This is a genomic window from Flavobacterium sp. BFFFF1 (genome assembly GCF_002256285.1).
Taxonomy (GTDB): domain Bacteria; phylum Bacteroidota; class Bacteroidia; order Flavobacteriales; family Flavobacteriaceae; genus Flavobacterium.
This window is the reverse complement of record NZ_NKJE01000004.1, coordinates 1-15,075: the sequence shown is the minus strand read 5'-3', so window position 1 is coordinate 15,075 and position 15,075 is coordinate 1. Positions and strand designations below refer to the sequence as shown.

Below are 15,075 nucleotides of genomic sequence, written 5' to 3'. Positions count from 1 at the left end.
ATGCAGAATAACAAGTCTATAGAGAGTAACGATTTATCCCAGTCTCAGTACAATATTAAAGAGCAGCTGGGCAAATATCTTTTTAACTGGAAGTGGTTTGCGCTGTCTGCAATAGTATGCCTTTTCGGAGCATTTTTTTACTTAAGGTATGCGACGCCAACCTATAAGATTGACGCACGTATATTGATTAAAGATGATAAAAGGGGCGGAGTGGCTTCAGAAATGTCAACGTTCGCAGATTTGGGCCTTTTGGGAGGTGTAAAAAGTAATGTCGATAATGAAATTGAGGTGCTTAAGTCGCGTACGTTAGTAAAGAATACGATTTTGGCGTTGAACCTAAACATTACGTACTTTAAAGAGGGCCGCCTTAAAACGACACAGGCTTATAAAAATTCGCCCATCAAAGTGGATTTTATTAATAAATCCGCCGATTTTTTTGATCGGGATACCAGTTTTACCGTCAAGCCAAAATCGCTTTCGCAGTTCGATTTACTAGATGGCAAATTGAAGAAGACGGGTACCTATTCTTTTGGAGAGACCGTAAAATGCCGGTTCGGAAACGTTGTCGTCACTAAAAATAGTCTTAACTCAGGCAAGTCGTTCGAGTTAAGTACAGTTACGGTTAGGGTGCTTGGCATAGAAAAAGTCGTTAACTCTTACCAGGGACGTCTTAAAGTCGATCCAGCGAATAAGATGACTACAAGTGTCTTGACGTTGTCGATTGTTGATCCGGTGAAGGAAATTGGGGTTGACTTCATAAATACGTTGATAAAACAGTATAATGACGATGCATTGGAGGATAAAAATTCCGTCACAAGGAATACAAAGAAATTTATCAATGAACGGTTAAAAAATATTACGGATGAATTAGACACGGTTGAATTTGGTATGGTGGCTTTTAAAAGGGCTAATAAGATTACCGATATCGCGTCTGATGCCACAATTTTTCTACAGGCCTCAAATCAATATGAGACGGAAATAATCTCGACAGGTACTAAAATGAAGATTGTTGATTTCCTGATCGAGAACGTTCAGAAAAACACAAATAAGGACGTTATTCCAGTCAACATGATTGAAGACGGCGATGCCTCACAGTTAATCTATACTTTTAACAAAAAGGTAAATGATCGCTCAAGGGTGCTGCAAAGTGCGACAGAAGAAAATCAAACCATTAGGAACTACGATGGTGAGTTGAATGATCTCCGTTTAAGTATCCTTAGGACGCTCAAAAACCTTAAATCGACACTCGGAATTAAACTCAAAGACTTAAACGCCCAGGAAAAGTTAATTTCAGGAAAAATTAGCGAGATTCCAGCACAGGAGAAGGTGTCACGTGGAATTTCAAGGAACCAGCAAATCAAGGAAACGTTGTACCTGTATCTTTTGCAGAAACGAGAAGAAAACGCCATTTCACTTGCAGCGACAGCGTCAAATTCTAAAATTATTGACTCTGCCTACCCAAACCCTAACCCCGTTTTTCCTAACCGCCAGATTATTTACCTGATTGGACTATTCTTAGGGTTTCTGATTCCGTTTCTCGTTATTTATGTACGTGATTTACTTAATAGTAAAATCAATAACAGGCATGATGTTGAGAGCAGGGTGACGATTCCATTCATTGGAGACGTACCAAAGTCTGAAACGCATGATGAACTGATTAAGGTGAACAGCCGATCCAGCTCAGCGGAGGCGATGAGGATCATTCGGACGAATTTAGACTTTATCGTTAACGATACGCCTGACGGACTCGCCAAAACGATTTTTATGACCTCTACGTTCCCTAAAGAAGGTAAAACGTTTATTTCTGTTAATCTTGCCGGAACATTTGCTCTTTCAGGCAAAAAAGTGTTGTTGGTTGGATTGGACATTCGAAATCCGAAATTGGATGAATATATGAATCTGCCCAACCGTGGTGTAACAACGTTCCTGTCCTCTAAAGATGCGAATTTAGACGACCTCATTGTGAAGCTTGATGGATATGACAATTTTTACGTGCTACCGGCTGGTGTCATTCCTCCTAATCCAGCAGAGTTGTTGTTGAGCGATAAGGTGGCTAAGATGTTTGATCGTGTTAAAAAGGAGTATGATTATGTTATTGTCGATACTGCGCCCGTAAGCCTGGTAACTGATACGCTATTGATTGCAAAGTATGCAGATAGCGTAATTTATGTAGTAAGAGCAAACTTCCTCGATAAACGAATGCTTCGTATACCACAAACCTTATATGAAGAAAAGAAACTGCCTAACATGTCAATCCTTCTGAACGATACGCACAGTAAAAAAGGTTATGGTTATGGCTACGGTTATGGATATGGTTACGGCTATGGTTATGGCTACGGTTATGGCTATGGTTACGGAGTTGAAGTCAAAAAAGATCCCTGGTTTGTAACGTTTATGAATAAATTCAAAAGGAAGTCTTAAGACTTCCTTTTTTTATGTAAATGAGAAAAATTTATTATTGTTTATGGCCTCTTGCAGAGGGGCCGAATCTTTCAGGCCGATTTTCCCGCCAAAGGCCCTGATGTGGTTTTTATGGTGTGCATCCGACCCCGTGTAATCGATCAAACCGGCGTCCAATAGTTTCTTAGCAGTTTGAAAAACAGCTTCGCCATAGTAGCCCACAGCGGATAGGAGATTTAGCTGAAAAAGGCAGCCCGCTTTTTTAAGTTTTCGGTATTCTTCGAAGTTTTCATGGTAAAAAACGTATCGCTCTGGATGCGCTAACACCGGTTTATAGCCAGCAACCTGAAGGTCGAAAATGATGCTGTATAACTGAATGGGCGCATTGATGTATGACATTTCCACTAAAACATAATTGTCTTTCAGTGTCAACAAAGGTTCGTTCTGAAACTGTTTTACAAAAGTGTCGTCCATCAGGTACTCGGAAGCGGCCTTAAACGGTGTGTTTATTCCGTTCTCAGCTAACAGATTTTTGGTTTCCTTGTGGCGAGAGCGTATGTCATTACTGGTATTGTTCCATACGCCTGGAATCGTGTGAGGCGTTGTGATAAAAGAGATCACTCCAAACTCCTGAAGACTGGTTACGAGAAAATTGGTGTCTTCAAACGTTGCAGCGCCGTCATCAATTCCAAAAAGCAGGTGCGAGTGGATATCAGTGTAACCTTCGCTTAAAAGATCTCTTAAAAAAGGTCTTGGTTTTTTAAAAAAGAACAATGTATTGGGATTTAAGTTATGGGTATAAACAAAAAAAGCACCAAAAAAATTGGTGCGAGTTTTGCTTTATAAACAATTGTTATGCTTTTTGCCTTCTTTTGTTTGCGCTAATTTGGTAAAATGCAAAAACAACGCCTAAAATTGCCAGCCAGATAAGTTTTGTGTTTATTGGTGTAGGGTCATTACCACCTGATCCTGGATCCGAATCTGGATCCGGTATTTGTGCAAAAGTCGCGAAACTTACTGTCAACATAAGCATTGAAAGCAAGAATTTTTTGTAATGAAATTTCATAATAATATCGATTTTAGATTTTAAACTTTTTGTAAATATAATATATTTTTTTATAAAACAAACAATTGGTTTGTCTTTTTAAAAAAAATCACGCCAAAACGGGTGTTAAAAACTCTTAATCTTTGACAAAATTAATATAAAAATTTAAATGATTCGCCTTTTTACTAAATTAAATTAAAAAAAAAGGTTTTTGATAACATAATCGGTTAATCAAATTCTGAAGTAAAGTAGAGCTTTACAGTCGGATATTTGCTCTGCGTCATTTGGATTGTAAAGTCAGAATCCGCTAAAAACACCAACTGCTGAAATTTATCCTTTGCCAGAAATTTCTGCTTAATGCGTTTAAACTCCTTGAACTCTTCGCTTTTTGGATCTTCTGGTTTCACCCAGCAAGCCTTGTGTACCGGGAAGTTCTCGTAGTTGCATTTCGCGCCGTATTCGTGTTCCAGTCGGTATTGGATCACTTCGTACTGTAGTGCGCCGACGGTTCCAATGACTTTTCTGTTATTCATCTCCAGCGTAAAAAGCTGTGCAACACCTTCGTCCATCAATTGGTCAATACCCTTTTCCAGTTGTTTTGCTTTAAGCGGATCGGCGTTGTTGATGTATCGAAAGTGTTCCGGCGAAAAGCTTGGGATGCCTTTAAAACTCATTAATTCTCCTTCCGTGAGTGTGTCGCCAATTTTAAAGTTACCGGTATCATGCAATCCAACGATATCGCCTGGATAGGAAATGTCTACGATTTCCTTTTTTTCTGCGAAAAATGCGTTCGGGCTGGAGAATTTTAAATTTTTGTTGTGTCGCACGTGTAAATAAGGCTTGTTTCTTTCGAAAGTGCCTGAAACGATTTTGACGAATGCCAGCCGATCCCGATGTTTTGGATCCATATTTGCATGAATCTTAAATACAAATCCTGACATCTTATTTTCGTCAGGTTTTACGAGCCGTGTTTCTGATTCTTTGGGAAGTGGGGAAGGAGCAATCTCAACGAAACAATCCAGCAATTCACGCACGCCAAAATTGTTTAACGCTGACCCAAAAAAGACAGGCTGAAGTTGGCCGTCCAAATATTTTTGGCGGTCAAATTTCGGATAAACTTCGTCGATAAGTTCCAATTCCTCCCTCAATTTTGTCGCTGGTTTTTCACCAATTATTTTATCAAGTTCCGGGCTTTCGACATCGCTGAAGGCAATCGTTTCTTCGATATTTTTACGGCTGTCGCCACTGAAAAGGTTGATGTTTTTCTCCCAAAGATTATAAATTCCCTGAAAGTCATATCCCATGCCGATTGGGAAACTCAGTGGTGTTACTGAAAGCCCTAGTTTCTGTTCTACCTCATCCATCAGGTCAAAAGCGTCTTTACCTTCACGGTCGAGTTTGTTGATAAAGACAATCATTGGGATGTTTCTCAAACGGCACACAGCCACGAGCTTTTCAGTTTGCTCCTCGACGCCTTTTGCAACGTCGATCACAACGATAACACTATCGACAGCGGTAAGTGTCCTGAAAGTATCCTCTGCGAAATCCTTGTGTCCCGGTGTGTCCAGAATATTAATTTTCTTGTCCTTATAATTAAACGCCAGCACGGAGGTAGAAACCGAAATTCCCCTTTGGCGTTCGATTTCCATAAAATCGGACGTAGCACCTTTTTTAATTTTGTTATTTTTTACAGCGCCTGCTTCCTGAATAGCACCGCCAAAAAGCAGCAGTTTTTCAGTAAGTGTGGTTTTTCCGGCATCCGGATGTGAAATAATTCCGAAGGTCCTTCGCCTTTTAATTTCGTCGTTGAAATTCATATCGTCATAAATTGGGTGCAAAAGTAATGTTTATTCCGTAATAAACACAGGGTTTTTAATCGGTCAAAAGCCGTGTTTTTTATTCAAAAATATTTTTTTTATTAAAACATTTTCGTCTATATTTGGTTGCAAGCAAAAGCTCAAAGTTACATGGGAAGCCATCTTAACATTCTCATTGCTGATGACCATAGTGTTGTCAGACAGGGAGCGTCAATGATCTTAAAGCAGGCGTTTGAGAATATTTCCGTTACACATGCGGACATATTTTCAAAAGTACTGTACCACCTTAAGGAACAGGAGTTTAATCTTGTGGTCCTGGATATAGCCATACCGGAAGGCGCCGGGGAAAAAATGGTACGCATGATTCGCGATATCCAGCCGGATGTGAAGATACTTATTTTTTCAGCCTATGAAGAAGAGCTTTACGCACTACGCTATCTAAAAGCAGGTGCAGATGGATACCTGAACAAACTGAGTTCTGAAGACGAATTTAAGGATGCGTTTTCGGCAATGATGAGTGACAAGGAGTATTTTAGCGATGAGATCAGGTTGAAATTGGCAGAGTTTCCCAAAATGAAATCGTCTGATAATCCCCTGGATGCATTGTCAAATCGGGAGTTGGAAATTGCCCGGCTTTTGGTAAATGGCGACGGTAATCTTGAAATCGGGAACAAACTTAAGCTCCGAAACAGTACCGTGAGCACATACAAAACAAGAATTTTCGACAAGCTTTCGGTGAGCAGCGTAGTTGGTCTGATTAATGTGTTTAAAGTCTACGATTTTTCCGGTTTTAATTCTTTGGAAAACTAATCCTTACGGTCGTTCCTTTGTTCTCAAAACTTTCCAGGGATAATTTTCCATTGAGCACCAATAGCAATTCAATGACAATATGGAGGCCGAGTTTGGACTTCTTGTGTAGTACGCCGCTCTGGTAGTTATCCATCAATGCGGCATAATACTGGATTGTTTTAACATTCATTCCGATTCCAGTATCTTTCACAATAATTTCAATCCTGTCGTCTGTCATTTTATAGGTAATAATAATGGTGCCGTTTCCGGTATATTTTATGGCGTTGTCCAGTATGTTGTGTATAATTATGGAAAACAACTGGCGGTTTGTTTTTAATGCCGCATCACGGGGAATAATATTCCTGATTGTGGTTTTCTGAGAATTTGCGATACCCTGAAAGAGTGCGATCTTATCCTGCGCAACCTTGTAAAGGCTGAATTCTTCCGTTTCGAACCCATTGTTCACGTAGGCTTTTGAGTACTCCAACAGGTTGTCAATGAAATTATACATTTGGGTTGAAGAGGAAAAAATCGCTTTTAGGTTTTCTTTCACCTCCTCGGGACTCTCATTTTCCGATTCGTACATAATCTGACTTGCCATCGACATAAATTTTAGCGGAGCCTTGATGTCATGTGTGATGTATGACATGATTTTGGTGTTGCTTTCGATTTGCCTGCTTAGGTTTTCCTTAGTTGTCCGGAGGGTGCTGATTGTATTTTTGAGGTCATGGGTCTGTTCGTTGATTGTCTTTTCTAGCAGGATATTCCGTTTCCTGATGTACTGCATGCGGAAAGTGTAAATCAGGTAAATGCCGACGGCGGCAGCCAATAAAATCAGAAGCTTGAACCAAATCGTCTGCCAGAATGCCTCGGGGATTTCGATATTGGTTGTGATATAGGTATAATTGGAATCGAATCCGGATAACTTCCGTATCGTAAGCGTGTATTTTCCGGGATGAAGCTTTGTGAAGGAAATGCTGTGGTCTTTCGATACGTCTGTCCAATCCTGTGCGTCAGGACCGTCAAGTTTGGCTTCAAAATTCAGGTTAGCAGGATTTCCAAAATACGGACTTGTAATGAAAAAGGTAACGCGTTCAAAGTCCTTACTTAGCTTCAGGGATTTTTCGACAGGAATTTTTTTCTCATCGACAATGATGTCATCAATGTACATGCCATCATCCGGTACGACCGGGCTTATGTCGTCAGGATTAAAAACGACAACCCCCATTAAGGATGGCAGGTATATGTTGCCGTTTGGCAATTGCGCTGCGCAGGGCTGGCATCCTCCATTAAACTCGTTTGACAGAAAGCCAAAGCTCTTATCATAATAGTGATAATACAATGCCTTTAACTTATTTGCAGCAAAATCCAACAGCCTTTGTTTTTTGACCTGGAAGAGCCCCTTGTTTGTCGTGATCCAAAAAAATCCTTTGCTATCTTCTACGATACAATGCGCAGATGTGAGGAAGTTGTTCTTGTCCTTAGGAAAAGTGCAGACCTGTTGGTGATCATACAGGAAAAATCCTTTTTCGTAAGACGTAAACCAAATGTGCTGCTCGCGGTCGATGTAAATGCTTCGGATTTTAATATTCTCTGTGCCGGGAATGGGTTTTAACCTGTTGGTTCCGGCGCTGAGCATATAAAGCCCTTTTTTGGTTCCCAACCAGATTGTTCCAGCGAGGTCTTCACTAATGTAGTTAATCTTAAAGTCGGTATCAGCAATTTTTTCAAATTCCGGGTTTCTGCTTTCTTTAAAGCAATAAAGGCTTCCTTTGTTTTCCCGTCGTTTAGAAAGATTGAAAAAAATCGTCCCGTTGCGCGCTGCGTAGATGCTGGAAATGTCATCAGTAAAATCCCATTCCTGACAGGTCTTAAAGTTGTCTGACTTCTTATAGCGGTGGAGCAATGAGAAATAGCTGTTCCATATATCGCCGTTCTTGTCGACAGCGATGGCGTATTTGTCAGTATAAAACTCCAGGTTGCTCGTGATTTTCCGGTTGTCCATGAAAATGCCGGAAGCGCTGACGATGCTGTTGTCAGTAAACGGATGTAGTGCATAGAATATTTCGTAGGTTTCAGGATGCTGGCTTTGATCAGGGTTTATCGTATGGAAATACTGCAATTTATAAACACCCAAACCTTTTTTGATGCTGCCCAGGTATACGGTGCTGTTTTTTTTATCAAGATAAATCGACCAGACATTTGCCGTCTTGAGGTTTTGGTTTTTAATCAACAGTTTCGCAGCAATATTGCCGTTGGTCATCGTGAGCTGGTATAGGTTTTTATCATTATAGATAAATGCCTGTTCCGCGGCAAGATTCCAGAATATGTCAAGGTCGGGCATTACCTTGAAGGGAAGTGATGTATTTTGGATTCCACTCCGGTCTATAATAGAGCAACGTCCATCTTTTTCCAGGTAAACGAGGTGATCATCAACCACAAAAAAATTACGGTTTGCCTCATAAATAAATGACACGGCAAAATTGAGTTTGTGTTTTGCGGAGTAACTGTAGATGGAGTCATTTTGAATTGCATAAGATTCACCAGACGGCAATTCAATTTTATAAGGTCGTTTCCATTTTCCGAAGAAGTAGCTTGGTGTTCCTTCAGATGTAAAAAGATTGTTCTTTCCGGGTTCTAACGGCCACACATTTTTGTGCCGTTTTGCATTGACTTTTGCGGCTTTCCTTTGATGCAGAAAAATGAGGTCTTCGGAATTTTCGTTCGTAGTGTATAAACTATCTTTTTTATAGTTTCCTCTGATGTATCTGATGCGATTATTTCGGATTCCGGTGTTCTGGCTGTCAAAAATTTTAAAGTCTTTTCCGTCAAATCTTACAAGACCATTTTCAGTTGCCATCCAAATAAAGCCATATTTATCCGGAGCAATCGATTTGATGCTGTTCTGGGGAAGTGATTCGCTGTCGGTGCTCCAGGTGATCTCTTTTTGTTGAGAAAACGCCTCAACTCCCATTATTAATAGGAAAAATATTAAAAATATTAAGGATATATGTTTGTTTACAACCCGCATAAAACAGCTGTTTGACCTCATTTTTTTGTTAAATATAGCAAATCTAAGAACCTTTGCAATGTAGACATAATTCTACAATCAAATTTTTTTAAGACTTTTTTAACTGAAAAATATTTGCCATCTTTGCTCTGATATTAACACAAAATTGTTAAAAAGAATTTTCAATTCCTGTGTTAAATCCTGTTAAATGGCGGAAAACCAATGGAAAGGTTATTTCGTAAATAATAAAAATTATAGTTTGCGTTAAGTTAAATTTAACTTAACGTAGTATGTCGTTTTTATCATACCGTATAACGGATTTTTAATGAAAAAAAGAAATAATTTAATATGAGGGCATGCCCTTGTATTGTTGCTGAAAAAAATAATACTGAATTGCATTTATCCTTACACAAATAAATTCTTATGCAAAGAGCTCTACACTTCAAAAGCGTAATTTTTTCACTTGTATCTGTAGCTTTCCTATTAATAGGACAAAAAGCAAACGCGCAGGTTGTTGCCAACGACGATACAGTGATTACCTCACAGGGTAAGCCGATTTTATTCAATGTGTTGACCAACGACACGGGTAATATCAATACGTCCTCCTTAACGATTACCGTGCAGCCTGCTGCGGGTACTTTGCAAATTGGGGCGAATGGGAATATTACTTATTTGCCGAATGGTAACTACATAGGGTCTGATCAATTTACGTACAAGATTTGTGATAACACGGTGCCTGTGCCGATTTGTACAACGGCCGATGTAAACATTACCGTGAATCCTACCTTTCAGGATCCATGTCTTGAGGCAAACAGGGCGAAGACATTTTACATGCCATTTCCTGAAGCCAACCTTTGGGATGCATTCAGGAGGGCTTCGAATGTTGCGGGGAATAATACACTTGGGAACGGAGTAAGGAACGTGACCAGTATTAAAAGCCCGTATCCGAATGTAATTATTACTTATGATCAATGGGAAGATGGATACGAAGCAGATATTAGCAACCCTGTACAATCTACTACACAGATATGGGGTGACGGCGATTTAAATAATGGAGTGGCTCCCGGGTACCCAACGGATATACTTCCGGGTGGGGCAAGTATCGTTTTGGATGATTTCTTTGCTTATGGTGCCGGAAGGGGAAATGTAGCCCCTGTCACTGACATACATTATGATGGTAAAGATAAAATTTACAGTACGAACGATATTGCCGTTTCAAAAGTTACAGGAGATAATGGGCAATTCGCTTTACAGTTGGCAAAATCCGACGTGTATGACACGACCCGTTTCGGGACACTTTTTGTGGTTGGTTTTGGAGAGGATCAGGCTGCCGTGTCTCCTGCTTTCCGTTATACGGCACTTTTTGTCAGGGCATCTCAGAACGGTACAACCGTTCAGCTGGATTATAATGGTGATGGCACTAATGATGTAAGCCAGGTCCTTAACGAAGGTGAGGTTTGGTTTTATGACGGAACCGCCGGTTTGTCTACTGGTGAGACAGATCCTAACAAGCTGGCTGCGGTGAATCAGGCAAATGATATCAAAGCCGGAGCTACCATTACTTCAAATTTTCCTGTGGGTGTCGATGTGCTTTTCGGTGGATTGGATAATTTCGGAACGCGTAATATAAATGTATTCCAGTCCTTGTTTTATGGTGATGAATATTATACCCCGGTTTCTGAAACACTCAATGATGGTCCGCCGAGAACTGCCCCTTCGAAAGTTCACATGTATAACCCCCTGAATACGCCTATCACTGTCAACTACAATAGTGGTACCACTCCGGCGCCTACACCAATTGTTGTTCCTGCGAAGGGATCTGCTGTAGTAAGCCTTACGGATTTGGGTACCGGTTACCATTTTGTCAGTACCAGTGGCGATGCGTTTACGGCGATTCAGATTATGGATGACGATGCGACAGGTTCCAATTTTGATTGGGCGATCTCTTTGATCGCTGCTGAAAGGCTTACCAATTTTACGAGTATCGCATGGGCGCCCGGTTCGTTAAATAATGCACCGGCCACCAATTATAATCCGATATGGGTGACGCCCGTGGCCAATACCACCGTCTACGCCAAGTATGATGGTAACCTCACATCCACTACGCCGCCGCTAAGTCCGTGCGGTGTGCCTTACGATGTGTCGTTTACCTTAACCGCGTTGCAGGCACAAAGGATATCAAATCCAAGTGGAAACCAGGGCGGTATGGCATTGTTCACCTGTGATGGAACGCCGTTTGCGGCAGTTTATGGTGAAGATGCCAGCGTGGCCGGTACTGGTAGTCCGGCGCTTGACGTGGGAACCGTGATGCAGCCGAAGTGTTTAACAAACCTTGTTATTGCCAATGATGATGACGAGGTCACTGAACCAAACACACCTATTATAATAGGAGTATTAAGTAATGACTCAGGGTTCCTATGTACATTGAACCCTTCTTCCGTTATAATCTTAGTGCAGCCGCTACATGGAACGGTACAGGTAAATGCGAATGGCACGGTAACCTATACACCAAATCCTGGTTATACAGGAATTGATACTTTCAATTATCAGGTTTGTTCAAAGGAATACACAAGTACTTGTGACGACGCGTTGGTAACGATCAAAATCACAACCTGTAATGCAAAAGCATCTGAGGACCTGATCACAGGAAAGGTTTTTGTTGAGCAGTTGCCTGACGACTCTGCTTACACAGTCGGAGAGAAACTAATCGATGGCATACCTGTTAACCTTTATTATGATGCAGATTGTAATGGCGCCATAAACGGTTCGGATGCTATTATTAGGACGACGACTTCCGATTTATCAGGGAACTATGAGTTTAGTGTAATTCCTGGATTTTATGCTAAAGATGATTTTGAACCAGTTGCAGCCAACGGTAACGATGGTACTATAAACTGGACGTCAAACTGGGTGGAATCCGGAGCGGGTACAAATGATATTACCGCTTCACCGACAAGCATAGGTGCTGACCCTACAGCTGGTTTCTCGAATGTACTGATTATGAACGGCGCCAACAAGACCGCCACAAGAACAGTTACCTTTGCGAATGCAACCCAAGCTACACTTTCCTTCAGGTATAGAAGAGCGCAACTTGAAAATACCGAAAGCCTTACAGTAAGTGTTAATGGTACTATTTTACAGACCATCACAAGATTGGTAACGACAGACCCGAGTTATTCCAGTTCGACGATTACCATTCCACCAGCTAACTTTAATGCGAATGGCGTCAATACCATTGCATTTACATCAACCAACCTTAATGACAATGCCGACTTTTTCTACATTGACGATGTTCAGGTCACATATGCCGTTAACAGCGCATGTTACATTGTGAGGCAGGATGTTAGTGGAACAGGAGGTAGATTTACAAATTCGGCTTTAAATAGCTACAGTGTTACGGCAAGCGGACTTGGAAATTGCTATAAGAATAATTTCCTAGGCGTTTTTGCCAATCTTACTGCTGTAGCCGATTCGTTTAACGTGATCACTGATGTGCCACAGACACTAAACGTCTTGGCAAACGATACCCCAGGCCTTCCTAACGTATCTTCAGTAACCATTATTTCCAATCCAACGAATGGCGTTGTAACGGTTAATCCTAACGGGACAATTACATACACGCCTAATTCAGGGTTTAACGGTGCCGATTCGTTCCAATACAATGTTTGTAGTGCTGATGATCCAACAGTTTGTTCTACAGCTACCGTTAATCTTACCGTAGCTTGTACATCGATACCTGGGCAAAATACAGTCGTTGGACTTGTCTATAATGACTTAAATAAAAATGGTGCGCAGAATACCGGTGAGCCGGGGATTCAGGCGGTATCAGTAAATTTATATAGTGATGCCAACGCGAATGGTTTGATTGACGGTGCTGATGCGATTGTCCAAACTGTGGCGACGGCCGCTGGCGGTTCATACCAAATCAATATTACGCCTCCTACCACGAATGGTACTTTCCTCGATAGTTTTAATACTGTGGGGAATGGAACGACAAACAACGGAACGACAAACTGGGCAGCTGCATGGCAACAATTAGGAGAAGCCGACGGTTTTGCCGCTGGAGATATTCAGGTGGTTGCGGCTGGAATGCGTATACGCAACGTAAATAAAGGAGTAACACGAACCGCAAACATGACCGGCTTCGAAGCGGCGACACTTACATATTCTTATACAACTGCATCTTTGGAAGTTGGTGACGCGATCACGGTATCTATAGCAACATCTGCCGGTGGCCCGTTTACAACATTGGCTACTTATACGAGTGCCAGTACGACGCCTGGTACAGGAAGCTTTGATATATCCGCATTTATCTCGCCAACGACGACTGTTCGTCTTCTTTGTACTTCTGGTGATGCTACAGATACGGTTACTTTTGATAATGTGCAGATAGCATATACTGATTTCACAGGAGCGAGTTATGTCGTTCGCCTTGCATCTCCTTTGCCTACGGGATATGTCCTTAATACAACGCCAGCCACCTATCCGGTTACGTTCACCGGTGCGGGTGCTGCAGCATGTTCTAAGAACTATGGACTTGCCGTTTCAACGGATTTGGCTGTTACTAAAGGTGTTAATAATGCGACACCTAATGTCGGTTCAAATGTTTTATTTACAATTACTGCAACCAACAACGGTACAGGTGCTGCGACAGGTGTTACTGTTACTGATTTACTGCCATCTGGATATTCACTTGTTTCTGCATCTCCTTCAATCGGATCCTATAATCCAGGAACAGGAATATGGACGATTGGAAATATGACGAATGGTCAAAGTCGTACGTTGACAATTACTGCTACAGTATTGGGCACGGGATCTTATGGAAACACGGCTACCATTTCAGGGAATGAACTTGATCAGGTAACAGGAAACAACACGGCTATCAGTACGCCGGTGCCGGCTCCCCGCACAGATATTAGCGTAACAAAAGGCGTTAATAATGCTACACCGAATGTAGGAACCAATGTTACATTTACAATTACTGCGGCAAATGCTCCTGGCCTTTCAAATGCGACCGGGCTAGCCATAACCGATCTTCTTCCAACAGGTTATACTTTTGTCAGCGCAACGCCTTCTGTTGGTAGTTACAACAATGGTACAGGTGTGTGGACCGTTGGTAACCTAAATTCCGGAAGCAGTGCGACTTTACAGATTGTCGCTACGGTGAGGGGATCTGGAGTATATGCAAATACGGCTTCTTTAACTACCGTTACCCAACCAGATATTAACAACACGAATGATTCACAAACCAATACACCGACGCCTTCTCCAAGGGCGGATATTTCTGTAACCAAAGGTGTGAACAATGCCACCCCTGCGGTGGGTACAAATGTTACTTTTACCATTACGGCAGCGAACAATGCAGCATTTAGCAATGCTACTGGCGTTACGGTAACAGACCTTCTTCCTTCCGGCTATACGTTTGTAAGCGCGACGCCGTCGGTTGGTACCTATAATAATGGGACAGGATTATGGACCGTAGGTAACCTTAATGCTGGTTCTAGTGCAACCTTGCAGATTGTTGCTACTGTTCTTGCAACGGGAACTTATGGGAATACTGCTTCCCTGACAACAGTTACACCTCAGGATGATGTTCCGGGTAATAACTCGCAGACTAATACACCGACACCTTCTCCACGCGCTGAGATTTCAGTCGTTAAAGGTGTAAATAATGCCACGCCAAATGTTGGGGCAAACGTGACTTTCACCATTACTGCTGCAAATGCAGTTGGCTATAATAACGCTACCGGCGTTACGGTGACCGACCTACTTCCGACAGGTTACACTTTTGTAAGCTCTACACCATCTGTTGGTACTTACAATAGTGGGACAGGAATCTGGAACATCGGTAACCTTAATGCAGGTTCTAATGCTACCTTACAGATCGTTGCCACGGTACGCGGATCAGGGGTTTATGCCAACACGGCTTCCCTTACAACAACTACACCACAGGATGATGTTCCTGGAAACAACACCTCAACCAATACACCAACCCCAACGGCGCAGGCAGAGAT

Annotated in this window: 7 protein-coding genes; 3 read left to right on the top strand and 4 right to left on the bottom strand. The window is 41.7% G+C overall.

Annotated features, from left to right (window positions below):
- Complete coding sequence (locus tag CFE23_RS03325; protein ID WP_291083981.1) at nt 1-2,421, top strand: tyrosine-protein kinase; 2,421 nt, start codon at nt 1-3, stop codon at nt 2,419-2,421.
- Nucleotides 2,422-2,433: 12 nt separating this feature from the next.
- Here CFE23_RS03325 and CFE23_RS03320 read toward each other — a convergent pair whose 3' ends face one another.
- From CFE23_RS03320 to CFE23_RS03310, 3 genes are all read right to left on the bottom strand, one after another.
- Nucleotides 2,434-3,174 carry a CpsB/CapC family capsule biosynthesis tyrosine phosphatase gene (locus CFE23_RS03320; RefSeq protein WP_291083980.1) on the bottom strand — a complete coding sequence of 247 codons (741 nt, stop codon included), beginning with the start codon at nt 3,172-3,174 and terminating at the stop codon, nt 2,434-2,436.
- Between the two features lie 79 nt (nt 3,175-3,253).
- A complete protein-coding gene (locus CFE23_RS03315) occupies nt 3,254-3,466 on the bottom strand; it encodes a hypothetical protein (RefSeq protein ID WP_291083979.1) in 213 nt (70 codons plus the stop codon).
- 206 nt (nt 3,467-3,672) lie between these two features.
- The gene (locus tag CFE23_RS03310) at nt 3,673-5,262 is read right to left on the bottom strand and encodes a peptide chain release factor 3 (RefSeq protein ID WP_291083978.1); all 1,590 of its coding nucleotides are present in this window, start codon (nt 5,260-5,262) and stop codon (nt 3,673-3,675) included.
- Nucleotides 5,263-5,412: 150 nt separating this feature from the next.
- On the opposite strand from CFE23_RS03310, the gene CFE23_RS03305 reads away from it, so the two are divergent.
- Nucleotides 5,413-6,072: a response regulator transcription factor gene (locus CFE23_RS03305; RefSeq protein ID WP_291083977.1), complete on the top strand. Its 660-nt coding sequence runs from the start codon at nt 5,413-5,415 to the stop codon at nt 6,070-6,072.
- Here the strand turns inward: CFE23_RS03305 and CFE23_RS03300 are convergent.
- Nucleotides 6,053-9,025: a sensor histidine kinase gene (locus CFE23_RS03300; RefSeq protein WP_291083976.1), complete on the bottom strand. Its 2,973-nt coding sequence runs from the start codon at nt 9,023-9,025 to the stop codon at nt 6,053-6,055. The two genes, CFE23_RS03305 and CFE23_RS03300, sit on opposite strands and share 20 nt — an antisense overlap.
- Before the next feature lie 459 nt (nt 9,026-9,484).
- Between CFE23_RS03300 and CFE23_RS03295 the strand changes: the two genes are divergently transcribed.
- Nucleotides 9,485-15,075, top strand: a 5,591-nt coding sequence (locus CFE23_RS03295; RefSeq protein WP_291083973.1) for an Ig-like domain-containing protein, incomplete at its 3' end; no start/stop codon positions are given.

Bases quoted from the DNA above. Each gene is read 5' to 3' on its own strand.
- CFE23_RS03325 (WP_291083981.1), top strand. From the start codon at position 1: ATGCAGAATAACAAGTCTATAGAGAGTAACGATTTATCCCAGTCTCAG.
- CFE23_RS03315 (WP_291083979.1), bottom strand. From the start codon at position 3,466: ATGAAATTTCATTACAAAAAATTCTTGCTTTCAATGCTTATGTTGACA.
- CFE23_RS03310 (WP_291083978.1), bottom strand. From the start codon at position 5,262: ATGAATTTCAACGACGAAATTAAAAGGCGAAGGACCTTCGGAATTATT.
- CFE23_RS03305 (WP_291083977.1), top strand. From the start codon at position 5,413: ATGGGAAGCCATCTTAACATTCTCATTGCTGATGACCATAGTGTTGTC.
- CFE23_RS03300 (WP_291083976.1), bottom strand. From the start codon at position 9,025: ATGGGAGTTGAGGCGTTTTCTCAACAAAAAGAGATCACCTGGAGCACC.